The organism is Burkholderia sp. Bp8963, from assembly GCF_003854275.1.
In the GTDB taxonomy this organism is placed as follows: Bacteria; Pseudomonadota; Gammaproteobacteria; order Burkholderiales; family Burkholderiaceae; genus Burkholderia.
The window spans coordinates 12,051-28,718 of the sequence record NZ_QTQP01000060.1 but is presented as its reverse complement, the minus strand read 5'-3'; the positions used below and the strand labels follow the sequence as shown (position 1 = coordinate 28,718).

The 16,668-nt window shown below is 54.9% G+C and carries 14 protein-coding genes; 11 read left to right on the top strand and 3 right to left on the bottom strand.

The window, feature by feature from the left end; genetic code table 11:
• Window positions 1–27 precede the first annotated feature (27 nt).
• Genes DID96_RS32245 through DID96_RS32235 form a run of 3 tightly spaced genes read right to left on the bottom strand, consistent with a single transcriptional unit; the run spans window position 28 to window position 3,879 of the window.
• Window positions 28–2,124, bottom strand: a complete 2,097-nt coding sequence (locus DID96_RS32245) for a 3-hydroxyacyl-CoA dehydrogenase NAD-binding domain-containing protein (protein ID WP_124603262.1) — start codon at window positions 2,122–2,124, stop codon at window positions 28–30.
• A gap of 24 nt (window positions 2,125–2,148) precedes the next feature.
• Window positions 2,149–3,180, bottom strand: coding sequence for an NADP-dependent oxidoreductase (locus tag DID96_RS32240; RefSeq protein WP_124603261.1), 1,032 nt, complete (start codon window positions 3,178–3,180; stop codon window positions 2,149–2,151).
• A gap of 18 nt (window positions 3,181–3,198) precedes the next feature.
• Window positions 3,199–3,879: a carboxymuconolactone decarboxylase family protein gene (locus DID96_RS32235; protein WP_124603260.1), complete on the bottom strand. Its 681-nt coding sequence runs from the start codon at window positions 3,877–3,879 to the stop codon at window positions 3,199–3,201.
• Window positions 3,880–4,145: 266 nt separating this feature from the next.
• Between DID96_RS32235 and DID96_RS32230 the strand changes: the two genes are divergently transcribed.
• The 11 genes from DID96_RS32230 (at window position 4,146) to DID96_RS32180 (ending at window position 16,624) form a co-directional block, all read left to right on the top strand.
• Window positions 4,146–5,405, top strand: a complete 1,260-nt coding sequence (locus tag DID96_RS32230; RefSeq protein WP_124603259.1) for an acyl-CoA dehydrogenase family protein — start codon at window positions 4,146–4,148, stop codon at window positions 5,403–5,405.
• A gap of 54 nt (window positions 5,406–5,459) precedes the next feature.
• On the top strand, window positions 5,460–6,560 hold the full coding sequence (locus DID96_RS32225; protein ID WP_124603258.1) for a phosphotransferase family protein: 1,101 nt from the start codon (window positions 5,460–5,462) through the stop codon (window positions 6,558–6,560).
• A gap of 57 nt (window positions 6,561–6,617) precedes the next feature.
• The gene (locus DID96_RS32220) at window positions 6,618–7,808 is read left to right on the top strand and encodes an acyl-CoA dehydrogenase family protein (RefSeq protein WP_124603257.1); all 1,191 of its coding nucleotides are present in this window, start codon (window positions 6,618–6,620) and stop codon (window positions 7,806–7,808) included.
• A gap of 14 nt (window positions 7,809–7,822) precedes the next feature.
• Window positions 7,823–8,908: an acyl-CoA dehydrogenase family protein gene (locus DID96_RS32215; protein WP_260464088.1), complete on the top strand. Its 1,086-nt coding sequence runs from the start codon at window positions 7,823–7,825 to the stop codon at window positions 8,906–8,908.
• A 60-nt stretch (window positions 8,909–8,968) separates the two neighbouring features.
• Complete coding sequence (locus tag DID96_RS32210; protein ID WP_124603255.1) at window positions 8,969–9,763, top strand: enoyl-CoA hydratase/isomerase family protein; 795 nt, start codon at window positions 8,969–8,971, stop codon at window positions 9,761–9,763.
• Window positions 9,764–10,059: 296 nt separating this feature from the next.
• Window positions 10,060–11,337 (top strand): MFS transporter, encoded by a 1,278-nt coding sequence (locus DID96_RS32205; RefSeq protein WP_124603254.1) that lies wholly within the window; start codon window positions 10,060–10,062, stop codon window positions 11,335–11,337.
• A gap of 93 nt (window positions 11,338–11,430) precedes the next feature.
• A complete protein-coding gene (locus DID96_RS32200) occupies window positions 11,431–12,183 on the top strand; it encodes an SDR family NAD(P)-dependent oxidoreductase (RefSeq protein WP_124603253.1) in 753 nt (250 codons plus the stop codon).
• A gap of 28 nt (window positions 12,184–12,211) precedes the next feature.
• Window positions 12,212–14,164 carry an FAD-dependent oxidoreductase gene (locus DID96_RS32195; protein WP_124603252.1) on the top strand — a complete coding sequence of 651 codons (1,953 nt, stop codon included), beginning with the start codon at window positions 12,212–12,214 and terminating at the stop codon, window positions 14,162–14,164.
• A 101-nt stretch (window positions 14,165–14,265) separates the two neighbouring features.
• On the top strand, window positions 14,266–15,162 hold the full coding sequence (locus DID96_RS32190; protein WP_124603251.1) for an SDR family NAD(P)-dependent oxidoreductase: 897 nt from the start codon (window positions 14,266–14,268) through the stop codon (window positions 15,160–15,162).
• Window positions 15,159–15,917 carry an SDR family NAD(P)-dependent oxidoreductase gene (locus tag DID96_RS32185; protein ID WP_124603250.1) on the top strand — a complete coding sequence of 253 codons (759 nt, stop codon included), beginning with the start codon at window positions 15,159–15,161 and terminating at the stop codon, window positions 15,915–15,917. The genes DID96_RS32190 and DID96_RS32185 overlap by 4 nt, the downstream gene beginning before the upstream one ends.
• A gap of 14 nt (window positions 15,918–15,931) precedes the next feature.
• Window positions 15,932–16,624: a carboxymuconolactone decarboxylase family protein gene (locus DID96_RS32180; protein WP_260464087.1), complete on the top strand. Its 693-nt coding sequence runs from the start codon at window positions 15,932–15,934 to the stop codon at window positions 16,622–16,624.
• Window positions 16,625–16,668: the final 44 nt, after the last annotated feature.

Here is a 16,668-nt window from a genome sequence, read left to right as displayed (position 1 = left end):
CATCTCCTGTTAAATAATTGAATACAATTACGCTTGAGAAACAGGCCACCGGTTAGCCTTAGCAGCTTCCGCGAGGGACTGCGCAGGCCTCCACGTATCACCGTAAAGCTTGTGATATTCCTGAACCTTTTCGTAGACCTTCTGGAGCCCCGTTTGCTGCGCCCAGAACATAGGGCCGCCGCGGTAGCTCGGGAAGCCATAGCCGTTGGTGTACACGATATCGATATCGCCCGCGCGCTGTGCTGTACGAGAGTCGATGATGCGAGCGCCCTCGTTGACCATAGCGCACATGATGCGTTGCAGGATTGCTTCGTCTGAGATCTCACGGCGTTCGATACCGGCGTCGGCCGAAACTTGGACGATCAGCGCCTCGATTTCAGGACAGGGAGTAGCTGTACGACCTTCGTACCTGTAATAGCCGCTACCCGTCTTCTGGCCGAATCGACCTTGTTCGCAGATACGATCAGCGAGCACGGAATAACGCTCATAGGCAGGGCGCGTGCCTTTCCGTTCCTGTTCCTGACGAATGCGCCAGATCACGTCCAAGCCTGCCATGTCGCGCATAGCGAACAGGCCCATAGGGAAACCGAATTGATTAAGTACGCGGTCGATTTGCCACGGCATTGCGCCTTCTTCGAGAAGATAGTCGGCTTCGCGGCCATAGGCACTGAGGATACGATTGCCGATAAACCCAGCTTCGTTACCTGCGAAGACTGCGGTCTTGCGCAAGGCTTTCGTGACTTTGAGTATGGTTGCAGACACTTCATCCGAGGTGTGCGAGCCCTTGATAACTTCTACAAGCTTCATCACGTGGGCAGGGCTGAAGAAGTGCATGCCGACAACCTGCTGCGGACGACGAGTCACATTCGCAATCAGATCGATATCTAGCGTTGACGTATTAGTCGCCAGGATAGCTTCAGGCTTGGCTACAGCATCGAGATCCTGGAAGACACTCTGCTTTACGCCGAGGTCTTCTAAAACAGCTTCGATAATGAGATCGCTCTTCGAGGCCGCTACGAGGTCGCTGGAGATTGAAATCAGATTGAATGCACGATCAGCCTTCGCGCGTGCCATTGAACCGCGGGCGACTGAGGTTTCGTAGTTGCCTTGAATAGCAACTATAGCGCGCTCCAGCGCTTCGTACGTGCGGTCTACGAGGACGACGGACATGCCAGCGCTCGCACAGGCTTGCGCAATGCCCTGACCCATCGTGCCTGCACCGATAACGGCTACGGACTTGATATCCAGCGGTGTTGCGTTGTCAGCGCCGGGGACTTTGCCCGCTTCCCGTTCAGCGAAGAACAGGTGACGCAAGGACGCGCTTTCAGGGCTGTGTTCGCACTCCTGGAATGCTTTTTGTTCGAGTGCGCAACCTTGGTCAAAGGTCAAGGCGCAGGAAGCTTCGAGGACGTCGACAATCTTCTGCGGAGCGACGAGACCGTGCCATTTCTTTTTATTCTTTTGGCGATAGGCTTCGAACACTGCGAGGTCTACGTCTTTAACAGGGCCTTTGATAGCGCTCAGGTCGCGAGCGAGGGTGCCCTTGCTAATCAGGTCTTGTGCGAAGGCTATAGCTGCTGAAACGAGATCGACGCCTTGGTCAGTAACTAGATAATCGATAACACCCCATTCGTATGCTCGCTCTGCGGACACGGGATTGCCTGACGTCGAAACGTCCAGAGCAACTTGAGGCCCGGCGAGTCGGAGCCACCACTGCGTACCGTAGCCGCCCGGCATCAAACCGAGTTTCACTTCGGGTTGTCCGATCTGGGCATTCAACTGAGCTAAGCGCCACGTGCACGAGAGAGCGAGTTCGAGACCGCCGCCCAGTGCCGTCCCATGAATAGCTGCAACAGATGGCGTGGAACTCTTGCCCAATGCGTCGAGAATCTTGTACAGCGAGGGTTCTTCGTACGGCTTGCCAAACTCGCTGATATCAGCACCTGCAACGAATGTACGGCCAGCACATGCAATGATCAGTGCTTGTACGTCGTCTTCAACTTGCGCACGTTCGATAGCGTCCATGAGGCCGCGACGTACGCCGATGCTCAAGGCGTTGATAGGCGGGTTGTCGATCGTAGCGACAGCAATACCGTTCGACTTTGAGTAGGAAACGTAGGACATTAGCGTTCTTGGGAAGTAGGGGATTTAGCGCACAGGGTCCGCGACTTTGACAATCAAGCGGCCTTTATGCGCTCCAGTGAAGAGGCAGTTGTAGACATCCGGTACAGTCTCGAACCCCTCTCGGATATCAATGTCGCATTTCAACTGGCCGTCAGAAATCCATTCATTGATGGACTTCAACATCGCGCTCGTTCGCGCTCTGTCTCCGAGAATAGAGCTGACGAGGAAGCCGCGGACTTGCGCAGTCTTGACGACGAGGTTCCAAAGATTCGAAGGCCCCGGTTCAACGTTGGCGGTGTTATAGCGGCTAATCATGCCGCAAATTGCGATCCGCGCATTCCTCGCTAAGTGATTAAGCGATGCTTCAAATATCGAGCCGCCTACATTTTCGAACAACAGATCAATCCCCTCAGGGAGAATCGTGCCTAGCTCGGTGTCCAGATCGCTACAAGAACGGTAGTCGATACAAACGTCGTAGCCGTAGTCATCGACTGCACGTTGGCATTTAGCTGTGCCACCCGCAATACCGACGACACGGGACGCGCCTTTAATCTTTGCGATCTGGCCTACAAGGGAGCCGACCGCTCCAGCTGCACCAGAGACAAGTACCGCATCTCCGGATTTGAAATCGCCAACGTCAAGAAGGCCGTAATAGGCAGTCAGGCCAATCGTGCCCCGCGCGTGCGTAAACGACGCGAGATCCGAATCAGCGTCTGCTTCTACGGCGTAGAACTGTGATGCAGGAGCTACAACGTAATCGCTCCAGGTACCGAAGCCCCACACAAACTGACCTTCACTGAGGTCGGCACGCGGTCCCGTTCTTACGACTTGTCCAAGCATGACTCCGCGCACGGGCGCTCCCAGCGGCAACGGTGCAGCGTAGTTGCCCGACGCATTCATGAATCCGCGAATGGCAGGGTCCATAGCAAGATACAGAACGCGTACCAGTACTTCACCGTCCCCAGGAACAGGAATGTCTCGGTCTTCGCGTGTCAAGTCGCCTGGCTTGATAGCGCCCTGTGGACGGTTAGATAGTATCCAGTTTCTGTTTTTCATTGCAGACCCTGCGGTATATCAGAGGTACGCGGCAGCGCCCATTACTGCAGCGATACCCGAAGAAGGAACGGAGCACAGAATAGCTTCGACGAGTTCAGCATCTGTAGCCTGGACAGCACGCGCCGCACCGATATGGCGAGCAACCATCGGGCTGTAGTCAGACGAGAGCACGGCGACGAGGCACAGTTCCGCGTATTTCGGCTCGATGGTGTTGCAGTAGATCGTGCCTTTGCGCATCAGGTAGTACGCATCCGCGCCCTTGGGCGACAAAGCAAGCATCTTCTGCAGCGGGTCGGGGATAGTACCGAAGTACTTCTTGAAATCAGCCTCGGCCTCGCCGGGCGCTACGACTTGGTGCTCATAGTCAGCAACTGGGCTCTGGCGATCGCGCGGAAACACCTCGTTGACCACGCCTTGATATGCGAGCGCCGCACCTTCACCGCGAAGGCTACTCAGGAGAATCAATCCCGAGATTGCTTCTTTTTTTGTCAAGCCGAGTCCTTGCGCGATAGAGAGCGCACGCCTAGCAACGTCAATGTAGCCCTTGTTGATCGCAGCGACAGCGACAAACAGAGTCTTGAATTTCGCAGGAATCGCGCCATCGGTCTCTATGATGTCGCGGAACAGTTGGTAGCCCGACAGCGTGTAGGGAGCGATTTCACGCAGCAGTTCTGATTCGATCAGTGGGTTCGCGGCCATGAAGTTTACTCGGGTGGAAGTCTACGAAAACGACAGAGAACAGCGTGTCCATGCTATCGACCGACTGGTCGGGCGTCAACCCCAGGCGAGCCCTAATTAGTAACCCTAGGATAGTCAGTTTTTCGAGAAATTTTGCGCACGTAAGGTTGACGCCCGACCAGTCGGTCGAGTACTCTCGGGCCAATGGAAAGTACGAGATGGCGCGCCCCTTACGCGTCGTAGGCAGTGGGTGTGCATGTCATGAATGTTGTCTTAGGGAGTCTTAGATGAATTTCGAACAATCGAAAAAGTCGAAAGAGTGGTATGGCCGTGTCGAAGCTTTCATGAACGAGTACGTTTACCCGGCGATCCCCACGTATCATGAACAGCACGCGAAGATGGATCGCTGGAAGGAAACTCCGGCCATCTTCGAAGAACTCAAAGCCAAGGCTAAAGCCGCAGGCCTCTGGAACATCTTCATGCCTCTCTCGGCACATGACGACGAGTACTTCACGAGCGTTGGTCTGACGAACGTAGAGTACGCACCGATTGCGGAACTCATGGGGCGTGTCTCGTTTGCTTCGGAGGTGTTCAACTGCATGGCCCCGGACACGGGCAACTTTGAAGTCTTGCATCGCTATGGGACGCCGAAGCAAAAGGAACAATTCATGATTCCGCTGCGTGACGGTCTCACGCGTTCGGCTTTCTTGATGACGGAGCCTGCTGTCGCTTCGTCGGATGCGCGCAACATCCAGACGCAAATCAAGCGCGATGGCGACGAGTACGTGATCAACGGTCGCAAGTGGTGGTCGTCGGGCGCTGGACATCCGAAGTGCGGGTTCTTCATCGTCATGGGCAAGACGGACCCTACGGCTTCGGCATATCGCCAGCAGTCGATGATTCTCGTGCCAGTCGGTACTCCCGGCGTGACCCTCGTACGTCACCTGAACGTGTTTGGTTACGACCACGCGCCGCACGGCCACTTCGAAGTCGTTCTCGATAACGTTCGGGTGCCCGCAGAAAACATGCTTGTGGGTGAAGGTTGCGGTTTTGAAATCGCGCAAGGTCGCCTGGGGCCGGGTCGTATTCACCACGCTATGCGCACGATTGCTTCAGCTGAAGTCGCACTCGAACGCATGGTCATTCGTCTGATGTCGCGAGAAGCATTCGGCAAGCGCATTCACGAACACTCGGTTTGGGAAGAGCGTATCGCCCACGCTCGAATCAATATCGAAATGGTTCGCCTGCTGTGCTTGAAGACAGCACACATGATGGACACTGTAGGCAACAAGGAGGCGCAAGGCGAGATCGCAATGATCAAGGTCATCGCTCCGCAAGTCGCTGAACGCATTATCGATATGGCAATTCAAGCTCATGGCGGTGGCGGTGTGAGCCAAGACTTCGGCTTGGCTGAGATGTATGCCAATACGCGTATCGTGCGTCTTACCGATGGTCCTGACGAAGTGCATTGCCGTGCCGTTGCTCGTCTGGAATTCAAGAAGCAAGAAGGCCGCCAGTACAGCGATATCCTCGCGTACTCGAAATAATCGAAGGCGAGGTCTACGGGTCTCGTTTTCATACAGCTATAGAGGGCTACAAGATTGAGTACCCAGGAAACGCAAGCTGTTGAGCCTAAGCGCTACATCGGTGAAGTCGGTTCAGTTCGTGAAGGCAGTCGCTTCGATGAAGCGCGCCTTGCTACGTATTTGAGTGACATGATCCCGGGCTTTCGCGGCCCGATGGTCGTGAAGCAATTCGAGGGCGGGCAGTCCAACCCTACGTTTTTGCTAGAAACGCCGAGCGGCAAATATGTAGTACGTCGTAAGCCTGAAGGTGTGCTGCTGAAGTCAGCGCACGCAGTGGACAGAGAGTTTCGAATTATTAAAGCGCTTTCTGGCGCAGACGGTATTCCTGTTCCTCAAGCGCTGGTACTTTGCGAAGACGAATCTATTATCGGCAGCATGTTCTATGTCATGCGCTTCGTGGCCGGGCGCACTTTCTGGGATTGCAAAATGCCAGACGTTAGTCGAGAAGACCGGGCGGCGATCTACGATTCTGCGAATGAGACACTTGCACGATTGCACTCGATTGACTACAACAAGATCGGTCTGACGGACTACGGTCGTCCCGGCAATTACTTCTCGCGCCAGATCTCCCGTTGGTCGACCCAGTACGAAGCGTCTAAGTCGGAAGACATTCCAGAGATGGATAAGCTGATCGCGTGGTTGCCTGGTCAGGTCCCGGCTGACGATCAACGCTTGTGTATTGCTCACGGTGACTTCTCCTTCCACAATCTGCTGATCCATCCGACTGAGCCGCGTGTAGTTGCTGTTCTGGATTGGGAACTGTCGACCATCGGACACCCGATGGGCGATCTTATGTATCACACTATGGAGTGGTACAGGCCGCATGGCGTCGATGCTCGCGGTACGCTGAACGGTGCAGGCTTGCAGGCCTTGGGCATTCCTGGTTTTGAACAGTACGTCGAGCGCTATTGCGAACGTACGGGATTCAAGATCGAAGGGAACCTCGACTTCTACAAAGCATACAACCTGTTCCGTGTCGCTGCGATTCTGCAAGGCGTTGCGCAACGGTCTTCGCAAGGCAACGCTGTATCGGCTCACGCGGATACGGTGACGAAGTTGATTAAACCGCTGGCTAAGGCTGCGTGGGATTTCGCGCTCGCTGCCGGGGCTGTGTAATCGAGTCATGAGAGGTCGTGGATCAGGCCGCTATCGATTCAATTTTGTGACAATCATATGGACGATACGATCAAATCTGCACGCGTGCGGGCACAGGCGCTCAGTGCACAAATACACGAATTCTGTAAGAGCGAGATGCCTGCCGATCTACTTGATCGGTCCCGACGCCACCAGGTATTAAGCAAAGAGGACTATCTTTGCTGGATGCGATTGTTGCAAAAGAAGAATTGGGGTACTGCGCACTGGCCCGCTGAGTATGGCGGGCAAGACTGGTCTCCGCTCGAACGCTTTACCTTCGAGGATCAGTTTGCGCGATTGGGTTGCCCGTGGGTGATTCCGTTCGGCGTCAAATATGTGGGGCCCGTCATCTATAAGTACGGAGCGCCGGAACAGAAAGCACGATTCCTGCCGCGAATCGTCAACAACGAAGACTTCTGGGCTCAAGGCTACTCCGAGCCCGGTGCGGGCTCTGACTTGGCAGGTTTGCGCACGACGGCAGTTCGTGACGGTGATTACTATGTAGTCAATGGTCAAAAAGTGTGGACGACGTATGCGCAGTGGGCCGATTGGCTGTTTTGCCTCGTGCGTACCGGCGACGCTCAGACTAAGGCACAAAACAGTATTTCATTCCTGCTCATCGACATGAACAGCGAAGGTGTGACGGTCAAGCCTATCGACACGATGGATGGTTATCACCACGTGAATGAAGTGTGGTTGGAAAACGTTCGCGTACCGGCCGAGAACTTGATCGGTGTTGAAGGGCAGGGATGGACGTATGCCAAGTTCTTGCTCAAGAATGAGCGTACGGCAGGCGCGACTGTCGGCATGGTTCGTCACGCACTAGATCGACTTAAGCTCGCGGCAACAGAGAGTGGGGAAATCGAAAACCCCCTGATGCGTAATCGCATCGGTGAATTTGAACTGCGATTCATGGCACTCGAACAGGTAGCATATCAGTCCGTTGAAGCCATGATGGACGGTACAGAGAACGGCGGCGAGGCCTCGTTAATCAAAATCCGTTCATCGGAACTGTACCAGCATGTCGCGGAAGCGACGGTTGAAGCTCTCGGTATGGAAGGGCTTCCGTTCGATATCGAGGCGCTGCACAAGGGCACGCAACCTCCGATTGGCCCTGACGATGCGGCTGGGGTACTTAAAGATCACTTCTACAATCGTGCCGCTACGATCTTCGGCGGTGCATCGGAAATCCAACGCAACATTATTGCTAAGGCCGTTCTCGGACTATGAGTGCAGACCAGGAAATGCTCGCTCTGCTCAGTGAGAGTATTGAGCGCTATACGACCGATAACTACGACTTCCAGAAGCGTCACGCCGTACTTAAGGGGGATCAGAGTTATAGCGAGCGAGCGTGGAAAGACTACGCTGAATTCGGCTGGCTAGCACTAACACTCGGCGAAGACTGGGGCGGTCTCGATGCTGACACGACTACACTGGGTGCGCTCATGGAGGTGGTCGGCTATCGCATGCTTATGGAGCCAATTCTATCGAGTGCTGTCATCGGCACACGATTGGTGTCCTTGTTGGGTAGCGCAGAACAGAAGGATCAGATTCTTTCGACTCTGATCGATGGGTCGGTAAAGCTCGCAGTACTCGACCTTGGAACTCCGCGCTTGCAGTGGCTGACTGCATCGGAGAATCGGCTGACTGGTACGGCACCTATGGTGTTGCATGGTGACATAGCCGACAAGTTCATCGTACCGGCACAAGATGCGGAGGGCGAAGTTCAGGTTTACGTAGTAGAGGCACGGGACTGCGTTCGCAAGAACTATCGACTGGTCGATGGGCGAGGTGCTGCATCAGTCAACTTTCAAGGCGTAATCGCTCAGCGACTGGGTACTGACAACAATGGTGCGAGAGTAGAGGCTGTCCTCGCTGATGTCGCGGACGAGGCTGTCGTAGCGCTCTGCGGTGAGACTTTCGGTATTGTCAGGGCTCTGGTGAATGCTACTGCTGATTACTTGAAGGTGCGCAAGCAATTCGGCAAGGCCCTGGGTACTAATCAGGCACTCCAGCATCGCATGGCTGACATGTACATGATTCAGCAAGAAGTCGGGGCGCTGACGAAAGCTGCGAGGTTATCAATGAATCAACCCCACGCAGACAGGGCTCGGATCATCAGTGGAGCAAGGGCGTATATCGGCAGGACCGCTCGCATAGTAGGTAATGAAGCTGTCCAGATGCACGGCGGTATCGGCATTACCGAAGAACTTGACGTGAGCCATTATTTCCGTCGCTTGATGGTCAACGCAGTCTTGCTCGGTAGTCTCGATAACCACTTCGAGACTTTTGTCAAGTTGACATTGGCTAATAGCAAGGGCCTGCACTAAATAACTAATGCCATCATTCGACTTCGCTGGGGCGTTAGTTTGTGAGTAAGGAGTGGCGCAATGAGTGAAAAGAATGCAGCGGTACTCGTGCATCGTACGGGTGCGATTGTTGAAATTGTATTGAATCGCCCACATGTGCTGAATGCAGCGAACGTAGAGTTGGCGACCGACTTCCTCTCTGTGTGCCACCGGATTGCCGGCGATCCCGGTGTTCGTAGCGTTGTCGTGCGCGGAGAGGGAAAGGCGTTCATGGCTGGGGGCGATCTCGCTGAATTCACTGAAAACCTCGATCATGCTGCCGAAGTTGCCGACACGTTGATTAAACCGCTGAACGAGGCTGTGACTATCCTTTCTCAGATGTCGGCACCCGTGATCGGTAGCGTTCACGGCGCAGTCGCAGGGGCTGGTGTGAGTCTAGCCCTCGCCTGTGACCTGGTGCTTGCTGCGGACAACACGAAGTTCAACATGGCGTACTCGAAGATCGGAGCTAGCGCGGACGTAAGCGGCTCCTGGTCGCTGCCTCGCGCAGTGGGGCTGCATAAGGCAATGGAAATTGCGTTGCTCTCCGAGACCTTCGACGCACAGGAGGCGCATCGTCTGGGTCTGGTCTATCGTGTAGTCAGCAGTGTTGAGCTTGCTCAAGAGACTATGTGCCTCGCAGATCGACTCGCTAATGGGCCTACACGGTCGTTTGGCGTCATCAAACGCCTATTTCGAAATTCGTTCGACCGAAACTTGAATTCGCAGCTCGAAGCAGAGCGTCTGGGCTTCCGTGAGTGCGCGGCAACCAATGACTTCAAGGAAGGTGTCGTTGCGTTCCAGCAGCGACGCACGCCGCTTTTTACAGGTTCATGAGTATCTGTTTGGTTATTCGCCACAATCACGACACGGTGTAAGAGCTGCTACTCTGCTACATCCAAAAATATTGAAGAAACTCAAGTATAGGGCGCCTATAAGGTTTCGCTCTGCCAAGATGTAAGACGCGTAGAGTCAAAAGCAATACGCGTCGCTCTGGAAATATAGCAAAAAACTAATCAGTTCGAGACGCAAGGAGATACTATGAGGTACATAGGCGCAACTGTCTATGCTTATGAGAGGAATAAGCATGGAGCACACAGCGAATCATTTGTGTTTTGCCTGGGAGGCAAATAATGGTTAGCGCAGCCCAACGTAGATACATTCTTTTCTTGCTGTTCATGGTGTCGGTATTCAACTACGTAGACCGCACGATTCTTTCTATCCTGCAAATCCCTATCAAGAAGGAACTGGGCTTGAGCGATGCTCAACTGGGCATGCTCACGGGTCTAGCCTTCGCGATCTTCTACGCGGTACTCGGTGTGCCAATCGGACGTCTAGCTGACTACTGGCAACGTCGTCGTCTCGTAGCAGGCGCGTTGACAGTCTGGACTGGTTTCACGGCACTCACGGGTATCGCAACTAGCTTTGGGGCACTCCTGGGTTTCCGTATTGGCGTCGCTGTTGGGGAAGCTGGGTCGATCCCGGCATCGCACTCAATTATCTCAGACCTGTATCCGCCTAATAAGCGTGCTACGGCGATCGCAATCTTCGGCTTGTCGCTGCCCGTGGGTATCCTTCTGGGTTACTCGAGCGCTGGTTGGCTTGTGACTAACGTCGGTTGGCGTGAAGCGTTTTCGATTATCGGTCTGTCTGGCTTGATCGTCGTCCCGTTTATGTGGTTCGCCAAAGAACCGAAGCGTGGCACGTTCGATCCAGTTGAGGTAGCGAAGGCGCCGGCACCGTCTACTGCGGAAGCGCTGAAAATCCTGTGGAGCAAACGTGCTTATCGTTGGCTCGTTCTTGCGGGCGGCTTCCATGCCTGGACTTGGTATTCGGTTAACTCGTGGAATGCCATGTTCTACGTGCGTGTCCACCACGTGCCGCTGTCCACCGTTTCGTACTATCTGGCACTCGTGAACGGTATCGGCTCCGCTATCGGCATCTATGCCGGTGCGAGACTCGCTGACTACTTTGGTTCGAAGGATGTTCGCGGTCGCCCGCGCGTCATCGCGATTTCGCAGTTCATCATGGTTCCGATTGCAATCGTCCAGTACCTCGTGCCGACGCACGTCGTATCGATGGTGCTCGGCGCGATCACGATGACGATGATGCTCGTCTACTACGGTCCTATCGTGGCGGTTGCTCACCAGATGGTGCCCGCCAGCATTCGCGGCTTTACGTCTGGCGTTCTGACACTCGTCGTGTCGCTGATCGGCTTGGGACTCGGACCTCTCGTTACTGGCTTCTTGAGCGACAGGTTCACGGCTGCCTATGGCGTGCAAGGTCTGGGCTATGCGATTTGCGTTACGGTCTGCGCGTCGTTGGTTTCGGCATTCATGTTCTGGCGTAGTTCGGTACAGCTTCCTAACGAAGTTTTGAACAAGGAACTCGTCAAGGAAGCGGTAGCTTAAGTACTGTAGTGGTACACGCTGTGTCGCTCTCAACGTAGCACAGCGTGATCCGCATTATGCAAAGCTAATTTAACCTGAATCTGGACGTAGAGAATGAGCAAGCTTATTGGCAAGGTTGCACTGATTACAGGTGCAGCACGGGGTCTTGGTGCTGAAATGGCACGCGTGTTTGCACAGCAGGGCGCAGCAGTACTCGTAGCTGACGTGCTTGATGGCTCGGAAGTCGTGGATGAGATTCTCAAGAACGGTGGTTCTGCCAAGTATGCCAGGCTTGACGTCACCAACGAAGCTGAATGGAAATTCGCGGTTCAAGATGCTGTTGACTACTTCGGAAAACTTGACATCCTGGTCAACAACGCAGGCATCGTTCCAAAGGTCGCTCCTATCGAAGAGCGTACGGTAGAAGAGTGGGATCAGGTGATGGCTGTGAATGCGCGCGGCGTGTTCCTCGGTACGAAGATTGCGATACCTGAAATGCGCAAGGTCGGCTCCGGTTCTATCGTGAACGTATCGTCGATTGCGGCACTCGGACAATGGACTCATATGGAAGCGGCATACGCGGCTTCTAAGGGTGCCGTTTTGATCTTCACGAAGACGACAGCCGCTCAATATGCCAAGGATGGCATTCGCTGCAATTCGATTCATCCGGGTCCGATCGATACGCCGATGCTCCGGGCTACATTCCCGAATGACGACACTATGAATAAGCGCCTCTCGCGTATCCCTCTGGGTCGTATGGGCCAAACTCCTGAAGTCGTGAACGCCGCGCTGTATCTCGCATCTGACGACTCGTCGTATACGACTGGTACCGAGCTTACCGTCGATGGCGGTGCGTCCGTGCTCTAAGCGGCTTACTAGAACTGGAGACAAGAACATGGCGTGCGAAAAACAATCCCAAGCTTTTCCGCGACTCTTTGAAAGGTTCAAGATCGGTAAAGTCGAACTTCAAAATCGACTCGTAGCACTGCCGCATGGCACATCGATGATCAAAGATGGCGCGATCATGGATGCAGACATTGCATACTATGAAGAACGTGCAAAGTCTGGTCTAGCAATGATTATCACGGGCGCTGCGGTAGTGTCTCGTACGTCGTACATTCGTTCGGGAAAGCTCGTTGCCCCGTACGACGAAGCTGTTTTCGAATCCATGCAAAAGCGCGTGGATGCTGTGCATAAGCATGGCACGAAGATCGTAGGTCAAATCCTGCACCTTGGACGTGAAACTATCGGCGGCGAGTTCGATAACGCACCGCTCGCACCTTCGGTTATCCGTAGCCCACGCGACCCGTATGGTCCCAAGAAACTCAATGAGAAAGAGATTCTTGAGATCGTGGAAGCTTTCGGTATCTCCGCATCTAACCTCAAAGCTACGGGGCACGACGGCGTAGAGATTCACGGAGCGCACGGCTATCTCGTCGGACAATTCTTGTCCGAGGCTACGAATTTCCGTGATGATCGCTGGGGCGGCTCAATCGAAAATCGTATGCGTTTCCTGCGTATGGTAATCGAGTCTATCCGCAAGCACTGCGGTGAAGACTTCATGCTCGGTCTGCGTCTTAGTGCTTCCGAGGAAATCGCTGATGGGATGGAAATCCCCGATACAGTGCAGATAAGCAAACTCATTGCTGCTGACGGACTGACGGACTACCTGAGTATTACGATGGGTACGCGCGGCCTCTACGTCAAGGATGCAACGCAGCCGAAGGCTATTGCTGCACGTGCAGCCGGGTTGATTCGTCAGGCTACGGGCTTGCCGGTGATTGTCGGTCAGCGAATCAATAGCCCCGAGATCGCAGAGAAGGTGCTCGCTGAAGGTCAGGCTGACATGATCGGTATGGCGCGCGCATTCATTGCTGATGCTGACTGGGTCACTAAGGCTCGTGCTGGACAATCTGAGCGTATCCGTCCCTGCGTTGGTCTGAATCAAGAATGTCGTGCATTCTCGCCGCATCTCCACTGCGCAGTGAATCCTCGCGCTGGTCGTGAGCTGGTACCTGAATTCACCATCAAAGGCCCACTGCGTAAGCGCAAGATCGCGATCATCGGCGGTGGCCCTGCTGGGCTTGAGACGGCGCGTGCTGCGGCTGACCGTGGTCATCAGGTAACGATTTTTGAAGCAACGGATGGGCTCGGTGGTCTGTTCCTCTACGCCGCTTCGTTGCCGGGCCGTAGCGATCTGCGAAATCTCATCGATTATCTACAAAGCGAGATTCGTCGACTCGGTGTCACTGTCGAACTGAACCGCCGTATTGAATCAGCTTCCGAACTCGAAGGCTTTGACGTCGCTGTCATTGCTACGGGCTCGCAGCCGAATCCGTTGTCGGACGAACAGTCTGGCCCGCACGTCAAGACATGGTTCGAAGTCCTCGATCAAGATATGCCCGAGCCTCATGGTCAGGGGCGAGTGACCGTTATTGACGATGGCTCAGCATTCTGGTGGACGTATGGCGTCGCAGAAGCGTTGATGAACGCGGGTTGGAAGGTCACGATCGCCACTCCCGGCGTGAGTGTCGCAGGACAGATTCCCACCGAGAGTATCGGGCCTTTGATCGCCCGTCTGGGTAGCGGCCGCACTGAGTATTGTGTACTTTCTATTTTCGATAGCATTACCGAGAAGGGCGTTTCGCTGATGAACGGCGGTTCCGGCGAAACGACGGAATATGAATGCGAACTCGTTGTCATTCAGACGGGCCGTACTTCACGTAGTGCTCTGATCGACGCACTCGAAGAATCTACGATGGAAGTACACTCCATCGGTGATTGCGTCAGCCCGCGTCGTGTCTCACACGCAATGTTGGAAGGTCAACGCCTCGGCTTGAGCTTGTAACGCAATTAGGTCATTCGGCAGGGTGAACTTGGCACCCTGATTTCAATAGTGCCCGGATTACTAACAGCTGGCTGGGCACAGCTTGATACGTGGAGAATCAAATGCAATCCTTCAAAGAGCGAGTCGCGGTAGTTACGGGCGGTGGTTCGGGTATCGGTGAAGCACTCTCCTGGCGCTTTGCTAACGAAGGCGCGAAAGTTGTTGTCGCTGACGTTAACGAAGCAGAAGCCAGGCGTGTTGCGCAAGCGCTGAAAGACGCAGGGCACGAAGCGCTTGCAGTTCGCACGGATGTGACGAAGGGCGATCAAGTCGAAGCCTTGGCTAAGGCCGCTGTCGATACGTTCGGTTCGATCGATGTCCTGTGTGCTAACGCAGGCGTCGTTCCCTCGGGCCGCTATCGTCCGGTGTGGGAATACCCGGTCGAGGATTGGAAGTGGTCGTTCGACGTCAACATGATGGGCGTCGTCAACAGCATCCGTAGCTTTGTCCCGCGCATGCTTGAACAAGGCACGGACGGTCATATCGTCGTCACGGCTTCGATCGCAGGTATCGTCAGCGGCTCCGCATCGGTTGCATACGGCGCAGCCAAGCATGCGGCTCTGCGCATCACTGAAGGACTGTATGCGGGTCTGAAGGAGCGTGATTCGAAGATCGGCGTGACGGCCTTGATTCCGGGTCTCGTCAACACGAAGATCTATCAGTCGGAACGCAACCGTCCGCAAGAACTGCGACCGGAAGGCGGCGCTCTCGAAGAGACGCAAGAGTTGAAGGCAGTTGCGGACAAGATGTACAGCGGCGCCCTGTCGCCTGCGGAGGTCGCAGGCATTGTGGTCGATGCGATCCGTGCGAATCAACTGTACGCGATCACGACCACGGCATTCGATGAAGCGATCAAGGAGCGTCATACGGCTATTCAGAATCGTGAAAATCCGCAGTTCGCCACGCTGCTGGAAATGACGAAGCGCGATATCCGCAGCGGGGAGATGAAAGCGCAATGAGCCGGCTCGCCAATAAGGTTGCACTTGTAACGGGTGCGGCTTCTGGTATTGGCTTTGCTACGGCACAACGGTTCGCTGAAGAGGGGGCCGTTGTGGTCCTCGCTGACCGCAACGGACCGTTGTTGGCCGAGGCGCTCGCCAGGATCCAGGAGATCAGACGTGAGTCTGGTAGTGCGTGCTTTGACGTCACGTCAGAGCAAGAGTGGAAGGATCTCGCGACTACTCTTATGGCTCGTTTCGGCAAACTTGATGTCCTGATCAACAATGCAGGTTTCGGGCGCTTCCAATCGATTGCTAACCTCTCGTATGAAGACTGGAAGGAAACCGTTGCTGTGAACCTCGATAGCGTGTTCCTGGGCACGAAGTACATGATGCCTCTGCTCGCTAAGTCAGGCTACGGTTCGATCGTCAATATGTCGTCCATGCGCGGTATCGCGGCAGGGCCTAACGCAAGCGCCTACTGCGCAGCTAAGGGCGGTGTCAGGATGCTGACTAAGGTCATTGCACTCGAATGCGCAGAGGCCGGTAATGGTGTTCGCTGCAACTCAGTGCACCCGGGGCACGTTGAGACTCCACTGACAGCAGCGGCATACGCAAAACCGGAACTCGCTAAAGAGTTTCTAGCTCATACGCCTCTCGCGCGTTTTGGTAAGGCACGGGACATTGCTAATGCCTTCCTGTTCCTGGCTAGCGATGAGTCGAGCTACATGACGGGTTCTGAGTTGGTTGTCGATGGCGGTGTGACCTGCCAATAATCGCGGAGAATGAATTGGAAACGAAAAGCATGAGCCCGCTTCTAGACTCGAATTTACTGCGTAGAATCGCCCCCTATACGCTCGCTGGCTACTCACGATGGCGGCAAATCGTCAACACGGACGGCGCTCTTCCGGCACGTATCAAGGCTCTGTACGTAGCAGTAGCTGCGAACACGAAGGGCTATCGTGAGATGGCCGAACGTGAACTTACGCGTGCGCACCAACTGGGCCTCACGTACGAGGAAGCTAGCTCGGCAGGTATCATTCTCAGCAGTTGCCGTGGCGAGGGCGCCGCGTTGCGCTTCTTGGCCCTCTTGGACGCGGAGTACCAGGTTGTACCTACCGCAGTGGCGATGCCGGTCATCGACGTCGAAGCGGGTCAAGTCGAACAGAACTTTCTCAACTACTTCGGCGCCATGCCGCCGTCGCTGGGCAAGCTGATCGATTTGCTTCCTGTAGGTAGCGAAGCCTACTACCTGATGCGCGAAGGCACGATCAATGGCACGCCGCTCGGCGCGAAGTATTCGGAACTGATGCTCGTCACTATCCTCGCTGCAGACTACAGCGACTGGACGAACGTCCACATGAAGGGTGCGAAAACTGCGGGTGCGAATGATACCGAAATCGCAGAGTCTTTAGTCTGCGCTGTCATGACCAGCGGTCTGTCGGCATGGGTCGTTGGCGCTACCCAGATGGACAAGATGTAAGTGCTGCTCTCAAGCTCGCCGGTACGTGGAGCTTTGAGATCGGC